Raw genomic sequence first — 16,221 nt, 5'->3', positions numbered from 1 at the left:
AGAACTGGCCGCGGACGATGGTGGTCTGGCGCTCCAATCTGTTCGGCTCCTCGGCCAAGGGCAATGAGTACTTCCTCAAGCACCTGCTCGGCACCGGCTCGAACCTGATGCCCAACGAGCACGGCGCGCAAGCCAAACCGACGGTGGTGAAGTTCCGCGACGAGGCACCGGAGGGCAAGCTCGATCTACTGATCAGCGCCGACTTCCGGATGACCTCCACCACGCTGCTCTCCGACATCGTCTTCCCGGCGGCCACCTGGTACGAGAAGTACGACATCTCCTCCACCGACATGCACCCCTATGTGCACGCCTTCACCCCGGCGATCGATCCGCCCTGGGAGGCCAAGAGCGACTACGAGTTCTTCACCCTGCTGGCGAACGCGATCTCGAAGCTGGCCAAGGGGCGGCTCGACACCCGCAGCGACCTGGTCGCCGTCCCGATGCAGCACGACACCCCGGGCCAGATCAGCCAGCCCGGCGGCCACGTCCCGGACTGGCGCGGCACCGACCTGCCGGCGGTTCCCGGCAAGAACCTGCCGGCGCTGATGGTGGTGGAGCGCGACTACACCGCGATCGCCGACAAGCTCGCCACCGTCGGCCCGCTGGCCGACCGGCTCGGTTTCACGGTGAAGAACATCACCTACGACGTCAAGCACGCGGTGGAGCGGCTGGGCAAGCTGCACGGCGTGATGCCCAGCGGTGCCGGGCAGGGCCGTCCGGCGATCGACACCGACGCCCGGCTGGCCGAGGCGATCCTGACCTTCTCCGGCACCACCAACGGCGAACTGGCCACCTACGGCTTCGGTGACCTGGAGGCCAAGACCGGACGCAAGCTGGCCGACCTCTCCGAAGGTCAGGAGGAACGGATCATCACCTTCCGGCAGACGCAGGAGGCACCGCAGCCGGTGATCACCTCCCCGGAGTGGTCAGGCTCGGAGACCGGCGGACGTCGCTACGCCGCGTTCACCATCAACACCGAACGGCTCAAGCCCTGGCACACCCTCTCGGGACGGATGCACTTCTTCCTCGACCACGACTGGATGATCGACTCCGGCGAGCAGTTGCCCACCTTCCGTCCGCCGCTGGACATGACCCACGCCTTCGGCGAGCCGGAACTCGGCCCGACCGGCGAGAAGGCGATCACGCTGCGCTACCTCACCGTGCACAACAAGTGGTCGATCCATTCCGAATACCAGGACAACCTGTTCATGCTGAGCCTGGGACGCGGCGGCCCGCAGGCCTGGCTGAGCGTCGCCGACGCCGCCTCGATCGGGGTGGCGGACAATGACTGGATCGAGCTGACCAATGCCAACGGCGTCTTCGTCGCCCGGGCGGTGGTCACCCACAAGCTGCCGGACGGCATCTGCTACGTCCAGCACGCCCAGGAGCGGACCATCGACGTCCCCAAGTCGGAGGCCACCGGCAAGCGCGGCGGCATCCACAACTCGGTGACCCGCATCCTGGTGAAACCCACCCACCTGATCGGGGCCTACGCCCACCAGTCCTACGCCTTCAACTACCTCGGCCCGACCGGCGTGCAGCGCGACATCGTCTCCACCGTCCGCCGCCGCTCCCAGGAGGTGACCTACTGATGTCGCCGACCGCCCTCCGCCCCCTTTCCCGGCCGCAAGCTGTGACTGGAGTTCCGACAACGGTCGCTCACCCACAGCTTGACGCGAAAGGGGGCCTGCCGATGAGCCCCACCCCACATCGCCTCGACTCCGCCCCCACCCCTCCCCCGCCACAAGCTGTGACTGGAGTTCCGACAACGGTCGCTCACCCACAGCTTGGCGTGGCGGGCGGCTTGCTGATGTTCCCGAGCCATCTCCCAGCTCTTTCCCGCCGCAAGCTGTGGCCAAGATTCCGACAGCGGTTGGTCAGTCACAGCTTGCCTGAGGGCGGTGGGCGGTGTGGGGACGCACCGGGCGCCCCAGACCGCTTCCGCCAACGGTCAGGCGACGTACCAGCAGTAGGTCGATGCGCCGGGGAGGTGACCTCCTGATGGCCAAGCCCAAGCGCGTGATGGCGCAGGTCGGCATGGTGATGAACCTCGACAAGTGCATCGGTTGCCACACCTGCTCGGTGACCTGCAAGCAGGCCTGGACCAACCGGGCCGGCACCGAGTACGTCTGGTTCAACAATGTCGAGACCCGGCCCGGCCTGGGTTACCCCCGCCGCTACGAGGACCAGGAGAAGTGGCGCGGCGGCTGGGTGCGCACCTCCTCCGGCGGCCTCAAGTTGCGTAGTGGCGGGCGCTTCCAGAAGCTGCTCAGCATCTTCGCCTCGCCCGTCCAGCCCGAACTTGGCGACTACTACGAGCCGTGGACCTACGACTACCAGAACCTGATCTCGGCGCCGCTGGGCGACGACTTCCCAGTGGCCCGGCCGAAGTCGCTGATCACCGGCGAGGACACCAAGATCACCTGGAGTGCGAACTGGGACGACTCGCTGGGCGGCATCCACGAGACCGGGGACACCGATCCGGTCGTGCAGAAGCTGCGCGACCAGGCCAACGAGAAGATCAAGTTCGAGTACGAGCAGAGCTTCATGTTCTTCCTCCCGCGGATCTGTGAGCACTGCCTGAACCCGTCCTGCATGGCGTCCTGCCCGTCCGGGGCGATCTACAAGCGCTCCGAGGACGGCATCGTGCTGGTCGACCAGAACCGCTGCCGCGGCTGGCGGCAGTGCATCACCGGCTGTCCCTACAAGAAGATCTACTTCAACCACCGCTCCGGCAAGGCCGAGAAGTGCACCTTCTGCTACCCGCGGCTCGAGGTCGGCCTGCCCACGGTGTGCGCCGAGACCTGCGTCGGACGGCTGCGCTACCTCGGCATCATCCTCTACGACCCGGATGCGGTCACCGCCGCCGCCTCGGTGCCCGACGACGAACTGTATGAGTCGCAGCTCGACCTGCTGCTCGACCCGCACGATCCCGAGGTGGTCGCGCTGGCCAAGGCGGGCGGCATGTCGGACGACTGGATCGCCGCCGCCCAGCGCTCGCCGATCTACGCGCTGATCAAGCACTTCAAGGTCGCCCTGCCGCTGCACCCGGAGTACCGGACCATGCCGATGGTCTGGTACATCCCGCCGCTGTCGCCGGTGGTCGATCTGCTGAAGTCCCAGGGTCACGACGCCGAGGCCGCCGGCAACCTGTTCGGCGCGATCGATGCGCTGCGGATCCCGGTGGAGTACCTGGCCGAACTGTTCACCGCCGGCGACACCGGGATCGTCACCGACGTGCTGCAGAAGCTGGCCGCGATGCGCTCCTACATGCGTGGGGTGACCCTGGACACCGGACGGGACGCGGAACTGGCCGCCGCCGTCGGGATGACCCCGGAAGCAATCGAGCAGCTGTACCGGCTGCTGGCGATCGCCAAATACGAAGATCGCTACGTCATCCCTAAGGCTCACACCGAGCAGGCCCACAACCTGGAGGAGTTGGCCTGCTCACTGGACTACGAGGACGGCCCGGGGATGTACGCCTCCGGCCCCTTCGGCGAGGCCTCCGGCCGGCCCGTCCCGGTCGCGATCGAGACCTACTCCGCGCTCAAGCAGCGCCAGCAGGCCGAGGAGGCTGCCTCGGCCGCCGCCCTGGCCAACCGCGCCGGCATGCTCAACTGGGACGCCAACGAGGACACCCCATGAACCTCTTCAGCCGCCGGCGAACGATCGGCCAGCCGGTCGGGGACTCCGAGGCCGGGATCTCCCAGCCACTGGTCTTCCAGGCGGCCGCCCTCGTGCTGACCTACCCGGAGGCGGCACTGCTCACCCAGCTCGGCATGATCGAGGGTGCGCTGGCCGGAACCGGCGCCGAGGCCAGCTTCGCGCCTGTCCTGGCCCACCTCGGCGGGATGCCGCTGTCACAGCTGCAGTCCTTCCATATCCAGGAGTTCGATCTCTCCCGGCGGCACGCCCTGCACCTGAGCTACTGGACCGACGGCGACACCCGTCGTCGCGGCGAGGTGCTGGCCGAGATCAAACAGCTCTACCGCGACTCCGGCCTGCTGGTCGACACCGGTGGGGAACTGCCGGACTTCCTGCCCATGGTGCTGGAGTTCGCGGTCGCCGACCCGCAGCGTGGACGGGCGCTGTTGCAGCGGTTCCGGGCCAGTCTGGAGCTGCTGCGGCTCGGGCTGGCCAAGGACGGCCTGCCGCACGCCGGCGTGCTGGCGGCGATCTGTGGCTGCCTGCCGGGAGAATCGCCCCGGACCCAGGCCGAGGTGCAGGCCCGCTACGGCGAGGCCCGTCCGGTGGAGTTCGTCGGCCTGGATTCCGTGGCAGGCCCCCTCCAGCGCCCGGCCGCCAGCGACCAGTCCCGCGACTCCGGTGGCCGCCCCGCGGCCGACTGCCACCCCGCGTCCCCTGCCGGCCGCCTCGCATCCCCGACCCGTCCTCCCCGCGAAGGCGAGGATCTCGTCACGTCGTCCCGCGGAGGGAACTGAGATGAACGCGCTCGACATCGTGTTGTGGGGTGTGGTGCCCTATCTGGTGGCGCTCACCCTGATCGCCGGGCTGGTCTGGCGCTACCGCTACGACCAGTTCGGCTGGACCACCCGCTCCTCCCAGCTGTACGAGTCGAAACTGCTGCGGATCGCCTCCCCGCTGTTTCACTTCGGGCTGCTGATGGTGCTGGGCGGCCACCTGCTCGGCCTGCTCGTCCCGAAGGCGTGGACCGATCTGGTGATCAGCCAGGAGACCTATCACCTGATCGCGCTCAGCGCCGGCACCCTGGCCGGGGTGGCGACCCTGGTCGGGATCGCGCTGCTGATCTACCGCCGCCGCACCACCGGACCGGTCTTCCTGGCCACCACCCGCAACGACAAGCTGATGTACGTCATCCTGGCCGCGGCGATCGTGTTCGGCCTGATCGCCACCCTGACCGGCGATCACACCCCCACCGGTGAGCACCACAACTACCGCGAGACGGTGTCGATCTGGTTCCGCTCGCTGCTGGTCTTCCAGCCGGACATCCAGGCGATGGCCGCAGCCACCTGGCAGTTCAAGGTGCACATCCTGATCGGCCTGACGCTGTTCGCCCTGGTGCCGTTCAGCCGACTGGTGCACGCCTTCACCGTGCCGCTGCACTACCTGTTCCGTCCCTACGTGGTCTACCGCAGCCGGGACGCCGTGCCGCCGGCCGCCTCCCACACCCGCGTCCGCGGCTGGGACCCGGTCGGTACCCGTGACCGAGACCGAGGAGACCGATGACCGACACCGCCACCCCAGCCCTGCGCGGCCAACTGGGCCAGGTCATCCTGGCCACCCTGGCCTCCACCACCGGCTTCTGGGCCTGGATGTCCATCGCGCCGCTGCAGAAGACCTACGCCACCGAGATGGGCCTCAGCGAGGGCCAGATCTCGCTGATGCTCGCCACCCCGGTCCTGGTCGGAGCGCTCGGCCGGGTGCTGGTCGGCGCGCTCACCGACCGGCTCGGCGGCCGGAGGATGTTCACCCTGGTGCTGCTCGGGGCGATGCCGGCAGTACTCCTGGTGGCCCTGGCCGGCAGCCTGAAACTGTTCTGGCTGCTGATCATCGCCGGTTTCTACCTGGGGGTGGCCGGCACCATCTTCGCCGTCGGGATCCCGTTCTCCAGCGCCTGGTACAAGCCCGAACAGCGCGGCTTCGCCAATGGCATCTTCGGCATGGGCATGATCGGCACCGCCGTGTCGGCCTTCCTCACCCCGCGGCTGGCCCAGAACATCGGCTACCTGAACACCCACCTGGTGATTGCCGGTGTGATGGTGGTGATGGCGGCGGTGGTCTGGTTCCTCATGAAGGAATCCCCGGCCTGGCAGCCGAACCCGCAGCCGGTGATGGGACGGGTGAAGGACGCCCTGAGGCTGCCGATCACCTGGCAGATGTCCTTCCTGTACGCGGTGGTGTTCGGCGGCTTCGTGGCGTTCTCGACCTTCCTGCCGAAGTACCTGACCACGATCTACCCCCAGGAGGTGGATCAGATCGGTGCCGGCACCCGGATGGCCAGCTTCGTGGTCGCGGCGGTGATTGCGCGTCCGATCGGCGGGGTGCTGGCCGACAAGCTGGGCGCCAAGCTGATCGCGGCGATCTCGCTGGCGGCGATCGCCGTCCTGGCCTGGGTGGTCAGCCTGGAACCGCCCGAAGGCATCGTCACCGGAGCGGCCTTCCTGGGCATGGCCGCAGCCCTCGGCGCCGGCCAGGGTGCGGTGTTCGGCTGGGTGCCGCGGCTCGCGCCGCCGGACAAGGTCGGCTCGGTGAGCGGCGTGGTCGCTGCCGCCGGCGGGCTGGGCGGCTACTTCCCGCCGCTGGTGATGGGCGCCACCTACAGCGCCGCCACCAACTCCTACGCCCTGGGGCTGTGGCTGCTGGTGGCGACCGCCGCGCTGGCGTTCGTCCTGGCGCTGCTGCTGCGAGGACGGCAGCGCACCCCGGCAGCTCCCGCACCTGTTGCCCAGACGTTGCCATGAGAGCCCGGGTGATCACGGTCTCCGACGAGATTGCCGCCGGGACAGACACCGACCGGGGCGGTCCGGTGGCTGTCAGCCTGCTCCACGACCTCGGCTGCGAGGTGAGCTCTGCGGTGGTGCCGGACGACGCGGCAGCGCTCGAGGCCGCCATCCGCGACGCAATCACCGACGGCGCCCGGGTGGTGCTGGCCTGCGGCGGCACCGGGATCGGCCCGCACGACCTCACCCCACAGACCATCCGCGGACTGCTCGCCTTCGAGATCCCCGGCATCGCTGAGGAGATCCGGCGCCGCGGCCTGGAACACACCGCGGCGGCACTGGTCTCCCGCGAGGTGGCCGGGGTAGTGACCGGTGACCATCCGCCTGCGCTGGTGCTGGCCGTCCCGGGCTCCCGCGGCGGCATCCGCGACGCCCTGGGTGTGATCGGAGACCAGCTGAGCTACATCGTCGGGCAGCTGGACGGCGCTGGGCACGCCTGACCGCACTCCCGGGAGAACAAGCAGCTCCGGTGTTTCCCCAGGCTGCCGGAGTTCGCCTGGACGCCGACAAGCTGTGACCCGGGAACGGTTGCGCTGCCAGCTGAGCCACCTCGTCGGGCCGATCGCCCACCCAGCTACACAGGTATACACGTGCTAATCCCTGTCTGTCACGGCTTGAACGACGGCTCCAGATCCTGCTGGATGATGAGCGCTATCGCCTGCTGGAGAGCGAGGCTGAGCGGACGAACGAGTCGATTGGCGAGATCGTCCGCCAGGCCATCGACCTGAGGTTCGCGGATGAATGGACGATTCGAATCAGCGCTGCCGAGCGGCTGCTCGCCCTGCCCGTGACCCCCGACGGCCCTGAGCCGTCCTGGGCATCGGTGAAGGCCGAGCCGGAAGCTGAACTGGAGCGCCAGGCGTGACGCCACCTCGCCGGATCTTCATCGACACCCCGGTGGTGCTGTACGCGCTGGGTGCCCCCCATCCGGACCGGGAAGCCTGCCGTGGCGTGCTCGCGGCAGCAGCGGCAGGCACGCTCGAGTTGCATGCCAGCACCCAGCTGGTCCAGGAGGTGACCTTCCACCGGCTACGTCGTGGCCCGGCACACGCCGCTGTTGCAGCCGGGCGCTTGTTGCTCGACGCCTGCGTGCTGTACCCGGTGGACAGCGCAGTTCTCGCCGGCCCCCTCGACCTGGTCGAAGCCGGGCCGTTGCGTGGGCGAGACGCGCTGCACGCCGCCACTGCGCTGGAGCACGGCTTTGCCGAACTCGTGACCACCGACCCCGACTTCGGCGGCACACCGGGGCTGACAACGGTTACGCCACAGCACGTACTGGCCGGATGATCCCCGGGTTCTCACCGGTCTTCGACCGCCTTCCGACGTTGGCCTCCGACAGCCCGAGGGTGGCGCCGGCTCGTGTTCGCGACGACTCCGCCAACCCTCAGGCTGATCGGCTCAGTGCTGCTGCAGACGGGTGATCTTCACGTGCCAGGCCTCCGGGCCCTCGACCAGGTACTCCACGTCGATCGGGGCGCGCTCGGCCAGCTGGGCGAGCAACGGCAGCGGACGGTGCGGCGCGATGATCACCAGCGACCAGCCCTCAGGAATGGCGTCGAACGCGCCGAAGACCGCGGCGTGCCGAATGGCGTGCGGGATCGGACGGACGTCCAGCACCGGGGTGTCGTCGTCGTGGCCGCCACAGGCGCAGCCGCCGGAGGACGGGGTGGTGACCTCGGTCACCTTCAGGGTCTCGCTCATGGTCGGTTTCCTTTCGTGGTTCGCTCCCGGGGTTCCGGCAGCGGGGTTGGTGGACAGGCTCAGTCGGTGACCTCGACGATGCCGTGGGCGCCGCGCTCGGCGTCCACCATCAGGTGGGAGACCATCGAGTAGTGGCCGGCTTCGGGAAAGACCGCCTCGACGAAGCCGCCCTGGGCAGGCTGCAGGCCGAGTACCTGGGAGCCGCCGGCGACCGTCCCGAAGGCGTCGCGGCCGTTCTTCAGCAGGTAGCCGCCCTCGTGGTAGACGGTGTCGAACTGGGTGCCGACGATGTGGAAGCTGCTGGGCCGGTTGGGGCCCGCGTCCAGCACCCAGAACCGCACCCGCTCGCCCACCTTCGCGGCCAGCGGGTGGGAGTCGTAGCCGTTCGCGATGCCGTTGAAGGCCAGGTAGTCGGGTTGTTCGGCATTCACCTTGTCGGCATCCACCTCGGTTGCCTCGGCGGGGGTTGCGGCCGCGGTCTGCAGGTAGATCTCGGACTGCACCAGGACGTAGGAGCGGTCGACGGCGGGCAACCCGTCCGGCTCGATCACCACGGCGCCGGTCATGCCGGCGGCGATGTGCGCGCTCATCGGCATGGTCGAGCAGTGGTACATCCAGATCCCGGCCATGGTGGCGGTGAACCGGTAGACGAGGCTCTCGCCCGGCTCGATGGTGCGCATCGGCTGGTCCGGGGCCAGGGAGCCGGCGTGGAAGTCGATCGAGTGACCGATCGACCCGTCGTTGACCAGCGTGATCTCGAAGACGTCCCCGACCCGGCCGTGCAGGGTGGGCCCGGGAGCCCGTCCGTTGAACGTCCAGCGCTTCTGCCACACCCCCGGTGCGACCTCCAGCGGCACCTCCTGCACGGTGAAGGTGAGCTTGTGGACGCGTTCGCCGGTCAGTGGCGGCAGCACCGGGTCGATCACCGACGACAGCGGCGCGGGTTCGGCGGCCGGGGTCGTGGCCGGGTGCTCGTGCTGGTGTCCGGTGCCTGCGGTCGCGGTCGGCGCCGGGACGGCGTCGTCCACGATCACGTCGAAGACCATGCCCATCTGCCGGTGGCCAACCACCGAGCAGTAGCCCTGGATGGACTCGCCGATGACGCCGGCGTCGAGTTCGGCGCTGGCCCCGGGGGCGAGCCTGCCGGTACGGGCCTGGCCGATCACCAGGTCATGGGTGGTGGTGTCGGAGTTCACCAGGTCGACGACCAACCGATCGCCGGCTGCGACATGGACCTGCGAGGGGACGTAGGTCATTCCGACGATGCTCACCTCGACCCGCACCACGGTGCCGGTGGCAGTCACGGTAGCGGTGCTGGCGGACGGAGCCCCGAGCCCGGCAGCGGCCGGGTCGACCCCGACCCCGACGACCACCGCGGTGGCCAGCGCGGTCAGCCCGGCGATCACCTGTCCGGCGGAGAAGACCGACGCCGGCTCGACGGCGGCCCGCCCCGGCGCAGCGGCGGAGGCAGTTGACGAGGAGATCGATCCGGCTGCCGCAGCCGTCGCGGTCCGGTCCGGCACCGGGGCGGAAGCGCGCGCCCCGCCCGCCGACCGTCCGGTCTTCACCCGGTGACCGGCCACCAGTCCGCCGATCATCAGCGGCAGGAAGGCCAACCCACCCAGCAGCGCCAGGGACGAGCCCACGACCTTCACCCAGCTGGGTGAAGGCAGCAGCCACAGCGCCAGACCGCCGTTGATCGCGATCAACCGGAACCCGCCCGCCCGGTTCAGCCAGACCTGTGCGGCGCGAGTGGCGTCCGGCCCACCGCCGCTGACCGAGGGGATCAGGTAGGACAGGGCGCCGGTGACGACCTGCACCCCGAAGCCGGCGGCCAGGGCTGCGGCCGGGCCGAGGAAGGCCTCCCGGACGGCCTCCCAGTTCGGCGCGGTCACCAGCAGCCAGCCGGCCCAGGCCAGCCCGATCGCCAGCCAGAGCAGCGCCGCGCCGATCGAGCCGGGCGCGAACTCCCGCACCGGACGGGAGCGCAGTGGCTGCCACAGCCCCCGTCCCCACAGTCCCAGGGCGGCGAGGTAGCCGACCAGGCCGAGGGCGGCCAGCCAGCTCACCCCGACCAGAGCTCCGGTGACCGCCAGCGCCACCGAGCCGCCGAAGACCGGCAGGGCGCGGCGCGTCCACAGCTCGGCGCGGGCGTCCATCCGAGCACGCAGGACGGTGGGCCACAGCGTGAGCAGGGTGCCGGCGACGGTCAACCCCACCCAGCCCAGCAGGTTGGCCAGGGCGTGGGCGATCAGCAGCCGGCCGTGCCAGGAGTCGTCCCAGCCCCAGGCCAGGATGGCGCCGATCGTGATGCCGATCAGCAGGAAGGCCGCTGCCAGCTGGTAGTAGCGGACGGTCACCCGGAACCGGGCGGGCAGCGCCCGGCGCAGCATCCGGCGCAGCACCAGCGCGTGCCAGACCACCGCCGTCCCGACCACCGCTGCCCCGGCGACCGTGAGCGGCCACAGCGTGGTTGGTACCCCCACCAGGACCATCGCCGTGCCAGCCGCCAGCAGCGCCAGCCGGATGGTCTGGTGACGTCGGCCGGCATCGGTGGCGGGAGCGCGCAGCACGGTCTGGGCGAAGTGATGGCTCCAGACCAGGATCGCGTGGCTGACCGCACCGAGCAGCACCAGGTGCAGCATCAGCCAGGAGCTGTCGGCGATCCAGCGGTGGGTGAGCGCCACCGCGGCGGCGGCGACCAGCCACAACACCAGCGGCAGGTCACGCCAGGGGGAGAACCCGCGCGCCAACTGCTTGCTCATCGGTCCGCCTTTCTCGTCCGGGCAGTCTCCACGACACCGTTCCCGCCGGGCGAGCCCGCGCGGAGCCGACCGTCCAGTCCCCCGGCCGATCCCGGTGCCTTCGCTGCGCCAGCCGAGCCCATCGCAACCCCACCGTCCGCTGAGCCAGCCGAGCCCGCCGCCTTCGCTGCGCCGGCCGAGTCCGCCGCACCCCGCATCCCCGGCCCAGCGGCCGAGCCCGGTGCCCTCGCTGCACCAGCCGAGCCCGCCGCGCCCCGACCACGCGGCGACGCCCCGCCCGGCTCCCCGCGGACGACCAGCGTCACCGCGGTCAGCAGGAAGACCAGCATGGCCACCACCGTCACCACGCCACCGACCCGCCAGACCTGCTCCGCGCCCACGAAGGCCGCGGTGAACCGCACCAGCAGCCCGCCGTGCAGCAGGACCAGCGGCAGGTAGAGCACTGGACGGTAGGGCAGCGGCCGTCCCAGGACGGCGGGCAGGATCACCGGCGCGTGGGCCATCACCATCGACACCGCGAACCCGAGGAAGACCCCGTGCACGACGATGTCGTAGCCGGCCTGGTCGGCCACCAGCCCACGGACGGCCAGCACCCCGCCGGCCAGCGCGAGGTTCAGATAGCCAGCCAGCAGAGCGACGGCGATGTAGCGGCGCTGACCTCGCAGCCGCAACTGGTGGCGCGCGGCGTCCCGGAGTACCAGCCAGCCCGCACAGCCCACCAGCACGACCCCGACCAGTCGCTGCCCGACCGCCGGGAAGGCCAGTCCCGCGGCAATCGCCAGCGTGAGGGCGGCCGACAGCCCCAGCAGGGTGCGCTCGGCGCGCGGCCCCATCCACAGCTGGGCCAGTTCAGCCCGCTCGGAGGCGATGGTGAGCACGATGAAGCCGGCCAGCCAACTCACGGCGGCCGGGATGTCGACCAGGACGACCACGACCGCCCCGCCGAGCGCCAGCACCGCCGACAGCACCTGCACCGCCACCAGTGGGCGGGGTGCCCGCTGCCACAGTGCCAGGTAGACCACGACGAACAGCACAGCGCCCTCCACCTGCAGCAGGTTGCCCAGCAGGCGGGGCGCGGGAGTGAGCAGGACGAGGCCGCCGAGGCCCAGCAGGACGGGTGCCAGATAGGCCCAGTTCCGGTGGAGGGCCTGCGCGCGTTCGAGCGCGATCAGCGTCCCCAGGAAGCCCAGGGCCATCACCAGCCCGTGGACGTCGCCGACCCGGGCCGAGTCGACCGGAGCCCACAGGTCTAGTCGCAGCAGGGCGGCATCCAGGCCCGCAATCAGGCAGCCGCCGCCGAGGGCGAGCACCGCCAGCCGTCCGCGCGCACCCCGAGGCCGGGGGCGGCTCGCGGGCAAGGGTTGCGTCACGGCCTGCACCCGATCCCTTCTCGCCCTGGATCCACCGTCCCGGCGGCCGGGCAGGCTTCCGGGGGAGTCAGCCTGCCGCTGGGGCTCCGTTCGCCGGGGGGATGGCGGTGGAGTGGCCGCGGGACGGTGGGTCCGCTTTTAATACATGTCAGCATAGAGAAAATACACTACGCTTGCCTGGTGCGCACCTCGCTTCCTCTCGGACCGCGGCCGGCCAGGACGGATCGTCCCGGAACCGCTGCGTTGCGCGTCCTGCAGGCACTCGCCGACTCCGCCGGACCGGCCACCATCGCCGAGCTGACCGCCGTCCTCGGCGGCCACCCGAACAGCATCCGGGTCCAGCTCGACCATCTGGTCGAGGCCGGATTCGTCGAGGTGTCGCTGTTGCCACCGCAGGGACGCGGCCGGCCGTCCCAGACCTTCCGGGTGACCGTGGACGGACGGCAGGTGGCCGGCCAGAGCGACGACCTGAACGATCACCACGCCCTGCTCGAAGCGGTCACCGATCACCTGGCCGGAACCGACGATCCGAAGGGCGCGGCGCTGTCGGTCGGCCGGTCCTGGGGACGCCGACTCGCCGAGCGCGAGGGAGAGCTGCCCGACCTCGCCGGCCTGCTGGCCCGGCAGGGCTTCACACCCCAGCCGTCCGGCGACGGCCTGCGGCTGCTGACCTGTCCGCTGCTCGATCTGGTCCACCGCCATCCCGAGCTGGTCTGCCTGATCCACCAGGGCTTGATCGACACGCTGTCCCCCCGCCCGGCAGTGCTGCACCCGTTCTCCGCCCCCGGCGCCTGCACCCTGACCCTGTCCGGGGCCCCAGCGGCCTGACGCTCCCCAGGACTCAGGCACCCGGACCCTGTCCGGGGCCCCGGCGGCCTGACCACCCGGCCGCAGTTCGCCGCAGAGGACGCTCCCCGTTCTCAAGCTGTGACGAACCTTCCGTCAGCGGATCTTCAGCCACACCATGACTCACGGCACCACCCGGCCCACCAGACACACCCTCAAGCTGTGACGAACCTCCCGTCAGCGGACCCTCAGCCACACCATGAACGGAGGCACCAGCCGGCCCACCTCGCGCCCTCCCTGTTCCCGCGCCCGAGCAGGCCATACCGGCCTCGGTTGTTGCCGCCCTGCCCGCGGCGACGATCGGCCTGGCCGCCTTCTGGCTCAGTCGCTCCGGCGCTCGCTCCCTGATCAGGTAGCTGTCCAGCCTTGCCAGAGTCACAATAGGAACGCACCGATCAGGAGGAGCAATGGCAACTGTCGCGAAGAACATGGTCGACACCCTTGTCGCGAGCGGGGTGAAGCGGGTCTACGGAATCCCCGGCGACTCACTCAACGGGTTCACCGATGCGCTGCGAAACTCGGGCATCGCCTGGGTGCACATGCGGCACGAGGAGGCGGCCGCCTTCGCGGCCAGCGCCGAGGCCGCGCTGACCGGCGAGCTTGCCGTCTGCGTCGGCAGTTGTGGGCCGGGCAACCTGCACCTGATCAACGGCCTGTTCGACGCCCAGCGTTCCAGGGTCCCGGTACTGGCGATCGCCGCGCACATTCCCACCTCGGAGATCGGGAGCGGCTACTTCCAGGAGACCCATCCGCAGGAGCTGTTCCGGGAGTGCTCGGTGTACACCGAGTACGCCGCCTCCCCGCTCCAGATGCCGCGCATCCTGCGCACCGCCATGCAGGCGGCGCTGGAGCGAAAGGGCGTGGCAGTCGTTGTCATCCCGGGTGATGTCGCGCTGGCCGACGCGGCCGACGAGACGGTGACCGCCGTCCGCGCGGCCACGCCCCGGGTGCTGCCGGGCGCCGACGAATTGGCGAAGGCGGCCGACCTGCTCGGCCGGGCCTCCAAGGTGACGATCCTGGCCGGTGCAGGCTGCGAGGGCGCCCACGACCAGGTGGTCGCCCTGGCCGACAGGCTCGCGGCGCCGATCGTGCACACCCTGCGCGGCAAGCAGTTCATCGAGCCCGACAATCCCTTCGACGTCGGGATGACCGGCCTGCTCGGGTTCGCGTCGGGCTACCGGGCGCTGGAGGCCTGCGACACCCTGCTGATGCTGGGGACGGACTTCCCCTACCGTCCCTTCCTGCCCGAACAGGCCACCATCATCCAGCTCGACCTGCGCGGCGAGCACCTCGGCCGCCGGATCCCACTCGACCTCGGCCTGGTCGGTGATGTCGGGGACACCCTCGACGCCCTGCTTCCGCTGCTGGACCGCAAGCCCGACCGGTCACACCTGGAGGACTGCCTCGCCCACTACGCAACCACTCGCACCAAGCTGGACGACCTGGCCACCCCGCGGAAGGGCACCGCAGCGCTGCACCCGCAGTACGTCGGCCGGCTGATCGACGAACTCGCCACCGACGATGCGGTGTTCATCCCGGACGTGGGCTCCCCGGTGATCTGGGCCGCGCGTTACCTGAAGATGAACGGACGCCGCAAGCTGATCGGCTCCTTCGTCCACGGTTCCATGGCCAACGCTCTGCCGCAGGCAGTCGGAGTGGCGTCCGCCTTCCCGGGACGCCAGGTGGTCGCGCTGTCCGGGGACGGCGGGGTGGAGATGCTGCTGGGCGAACTGCTGACGCTCACCCAGAACCACCTGCCGGTCAAGGTGATCGTCTTCAACAACTCCTCGCTGAACTTCGTGGAACTGGAGATGAAGGCTGCCGGCTTCGTCACCAGCGCCACCGATCTGCACAATCCAAGCCTGGCCGGCATCGCCCGGGCCGCCGGACTGAAGGCATTCCGGGTGGAGAAGTCAGCCGAGTTGGAAGCCGCTCTGACCGAGGCCTTCGCCTACGACGGGCCGGCGCTGGTGGACGTGGTGACCGAGCGGCAGGAGTTGACCATCCCGCCCTCGGTCACGCTCGACCAGGCGAAGGGCTTCGCCCTCTATGCGATGCGGACCCTGCTGTCGGGTCGCGGTGACGAACTGCTCGACCTCACCCGGGCGAATCTGCGCCAGGTGTTCTGACCCTGCCCACCCGCCGGGTCGGGCAGAACGCGACGGACGCGGGTCGATCCGCGTCGTACCGACGCGTCCTGCCGCCGGTCGGCGAGCGTGTTCCCGGCCCACAGGACCGTCTAGGGTTGGACACGATCCGTCCCGAAACCGAGGTGATCATGCCCGCAGCCCCCCGCGCCAGGCGTCCGCGTTCCGACCAGGTGGCGCGTGTCATCCAGGTGCTGCTGTTCCTCATCCTGGCGGCCTCGGTGGTCTACACCGCCCTGCACCTGGCCTGGGCACCGGAGACCTCCACCGATCCGGCGATCCGGGTACGGGCTGACTATGTCCTGATGCTGCTGCAGTGCGGTGGCGGCCTGCTCGTGATGTTCCTGCCGACGATCGTGCACCGCCAACTGGGGATCACCGTCCCCAGCGGCATGCAGATCGCCTTCTTCGTCTTCCTGTACGCGGCGATCTACCTCGGTGAGGTGCGCAGCTTCTACTACCTGTTCCCGTTCTGGGATTCGATCCTGCACTTCCTCAGCGGCATCATGCTGGGCACGCTGGGCTTCTACCTGGTCCAACTGCTCAACGACGCCGAACCCCGCAAGGTCAACCTGAGCGCGGCCTTCGTGGCCTTCTTCGCCTTCTGCTTCGGCGCCACCTGCGGGGTGGTCTGGGAGATCTACGAATTCAGCATCGACGGCCTGTTCGGCACCAACATGCAGAAGGTGATCACCGACACCGGCGAGGTACTGGTCGGACGCGCGGCACTGCTCGACACCATGACCGACCTGATCCTCGACACCACCGCCGCCGCGCTGGTCGCCCTGATCGGCTACATCAACCTCCGCCGCGCCGAACTCGCCGGACGCACGCCGCTGGGCGAGTTGGTCAGCCTGCGTCCCGCGACCAGCCAGCCGGACGCCACCGACTGACCGGGTTCCGACTGACG

The 16,221-nt window shown here is 69.9% G+C and carries 14 protein-coding genes; 11 read left to right on the top strand and 3 right to left on the bottom strand.

Features of this window, described 5'->3' with window-relative positions; all coding sequences use genetic code 11:
* The 8 genes from VB080_RS11215 to VB080_RS11180 form a co-directional block, all read left to right on the top strand.
* A partial coding sequence (locus VB080_RS11215; RefSeq protein ID WP_323418534.1) for a molybdopterin dinucleotide binding domain-containing protein occupies positions 1–1,592 on the top strand: 1,592 nt, incomplete at its 5' end.
* A 409-nt stretch (positions 1,593–2,001) separates the two neighbouring features.
* Entirely contained in the window at positions 2,002–3,645 is a 1,644-nt protein-coding gene (gene narH, locus VB080_RS11210) for a nitrate reductase subunit beta (protein WP_323418533.1), read from the top strand.
* Positions 3,642–4,442, top strand: a complete 801-nt coding sequence (narJ, locus tag VB080_RS11205) for a nitrate reductase molybdenum cofactor assembly chaperone (protein ID WP_323418532.1) — start codon at positions 3,642–3,644, stop codon at positions 4,440–4,442. The genes narH and narJ overlap by 4 nt, the downstream gene beginning before the upstream one ends.
* A 1-nt stretch (position 4,443) precedes the next feature.
* Complete coding sequence (narI, locus tag VB080_RS11200; RefSeq protein WP_323418531.1) at positions 4,444–5,208, top strand: respiratory nitrate reductase subunit gamma; 765 nt, start codon at positions 4,444–4,446, stop codon at positions 5,206–5,208.
* On the top strand, positions 5,205–6,443 hold the full coding sequence (locus tag VB080_RS11195) for an MFS transporter (protein WP_323418530.1): 1,239 nt from the start codon (positions 5,205–5,207) through the stop codon (positions 6,441–6,443). The genes narI and VB080_RS11195 overlap by 4 nt, the downstream gene beginning before the upstream one ends.
* Complete coding sequence (locus VB080_RS11190; protein WP_323418529.1) at positions 6,440–6,922, top strand: MogA/MoaB family molybdenum cofactor biosynthesis protein; 483 nt, start codon at positions 6,440–6,442, stop codon at positions 6,920–6,922. Before VB080_RS11195 ends, VB080_RS11190 begins: the two co-directional genes overlap by 4 nt.
* 164 nt (positions 6,923–7,086) lie before the next feature.
* Positions 7,087–7,347, top strand: a complete 261-nt coding sequence (locus VB080_RS16060) for a ribbon-helix-helix protein, CopG family (RefSeq protein ID WP_416339635.1) — start codon at positions 7,087–7,089, stop codon at positions 7,345–7,347.
* On the top strand, positions 7,344–7,769 hold the full coding sequence (locus tag VB080_RS11180) for a type II toxin-antitoxin system VapC family toxin (protein ID WP_323418527.1): 426 nt from the start codon (positions 7,344–7,346) through the stop codon (positions 7,767–7,769). Before VB080_RS16060 ends, VB080_RS11180 begins: the two co-directional genes overlap by 4 nt.
* Before the next feature lie 111 nt (positions 7,770–7,880).
* Here VB080_RS11180 and VB080_RS11175 read toward each other — a convergent pair whose 3' ends face one another.
* From VB080_RS11175 to VB080_RS11165, 3 genes are read right to left on the bottom strand one after another with little or no spacing between them, the layout of a single operon-like run.
* The gene (locus tag VB080_RS11175; RefSeq protein ID WP_323418526.1) at positions 7,881–8,183 is read right to left on the bottom strand and encodes a DUF2249 domain-containing protein; all 303 of its coding nucleotides are present in this window, start codon (positions 8,181–8,183) and stop codon (positions 7,881–7,883) included.
* A 59-nt stretch (positions 8,184–8,242) separates the two neighbouring features.
* A complete protein-coding gene (locus VB080_RS11170) occupies positions 8,243–10,948 on the bottom strand; it encodes a multicopper oxidase domain-containing protein (RefSeq protein ID WP_323418525.1) in 2,706 nt (901 codons plus the stop codon).
* Positions 10,945–12,318: a hypothetical protein gene (locus VB080_RS11165; RefSeq protein WP_323418524.1), complete on the bottom strand. Its 1,374-nt coding sequence runs from the start codon at positions 12,316–12,318 to the stop codon at positions 10,945–10,947. The genes VB080_RS11170 and VB080_RS11165 overlap by 4 nt, the downstream gene beginning before the upstream one ends.
* Before the next feature lie 180 nt (positions 12,319–12,498).
* Between VB080_RS11165 and VB080_RS11160 the strand changes: the two genes are divergently transcribed.
* From VB080_RS11160 to VB080_RS11150, 3 genes are all read left to right on the top strand, one after another.
* Entirely contained in the window at positions 12,499–13,146 is a 648-nt protein-coding gene (locus tag VB080_RS11160; protein WP_323418523.1) for a helix-turn-helix transcriptional regulator, read from the top strand.
* Positions 13,147–13,571: 425 nt separating this feature from the next.
* Positions 13,572–15,293 (top strand): ubiquinone-dependent pyruvate dehydrogenase, encoded by a 1,722-nt coding sequence (gene poxB / locus VB080_RS11155; RefSeq protein ID WP_323418522.1) that lies wholly within the window; start codon positions 13,572–13,574, stop codon positions 15,291–15,293.
* Positions 15,294–15,442: 149 nt separating this feature from the next.
* Positions 15,443–16,204 carry a hypothetical protein gene (locus VB080_RS11150; RefSeq protein WP_323418521.1) on the top strand — a complete coding sequence of 254 codons (762 nt, stop codon included), beginning with the start codon at positions 15,443–15,445 and terminating at the stop codon, positions 16,202–16,204.
* The last annotated feature ends 17 nt before the right edge of the window (positions 16,205–16,221 follow it).

Source organism: Propionicimonas sp., from assembly GCF_034927565.1.
In the GTDB taxonomy this organism is placed as follows: domain Bacteria; phylum Actinomycetota; class Actinomycetes; order Propionibacteriales; family Propionibacteriaceae; genus Propionicimonas.
Note: the sequence above shows the minus strand (reverse complement) of the source record. Positions and strands in the feature narration are given on the sequence as shown.

What these genes read in the sequence shown, in the direction of transcription:
- VB080_RS11190 (WP_323418529.1), top strand. Translation starts at nt 6,440, where the DNA reads ATGAGAGCCCGGGTGATCACGGTCTCCGACGAGATTGCCGCCGGGACA.
- narI (WP_323418531.1), top strand. Translation starts at nt 4,444, where the DNA reads ATGAACGCGCTCGACATCGTGTTGTGGGGTGTGGTGCCCTATCTGGTG.
- VB080_RS11170 (WP_323418525.1), bottom strand. Translation starts at nt 10,948, where the DNA reads ATGAGCAAGCAGTTGGCGCGCGGGTTCTCCCCCTGGCGTGACCTGCCG.
- narH (WP_323418533.1), top strand. Translation starts at nt 2,002, where the DNA reads ATGGCCAAGCCCAAGCGCGTGATGGCGCAGGTCGGCATGGTGATGAAC.
- VB080_RS11150 (WP_323418521.1), top strand. Translation starts at nt 15,443, where the DNA reads ATGCCCGCAGCCCCCCGCGCCAGGCGTCCGCGTTCCGACCAGGTGGCG.
- poxB (WP_323418522.1), top strand. Translation starts at nt 13,572, where the DNA reads ATGGCAACTGTCGCGAAGAACATGGTCGACACCCTTGTCGCGAGCGGG.
- narJ (WP_323418532.1), top strand. Translation starts at nt 3,642, where the DNA reads ATGAACCTCTTCAGCCGCCGGCGAACGATCGGCCAGCCGGTCGGGGAC.
- VB080_RS11195 (WP_323418530.1), top strand. Translation starts at nt 5,205, where the DNA reads ATGACCGACACCGCCACCCCAGCCCTGCGCGGCCAACTGGGCCAGGTC.
- VB080_RS11175 (WP_323418526.1), bottom strand. Translation starts at nt 8,183, where the DNA reads ATGAGCGAGACCCTGAAGGTGACCGAGGTCACCACCCCGTCCTCCGGC.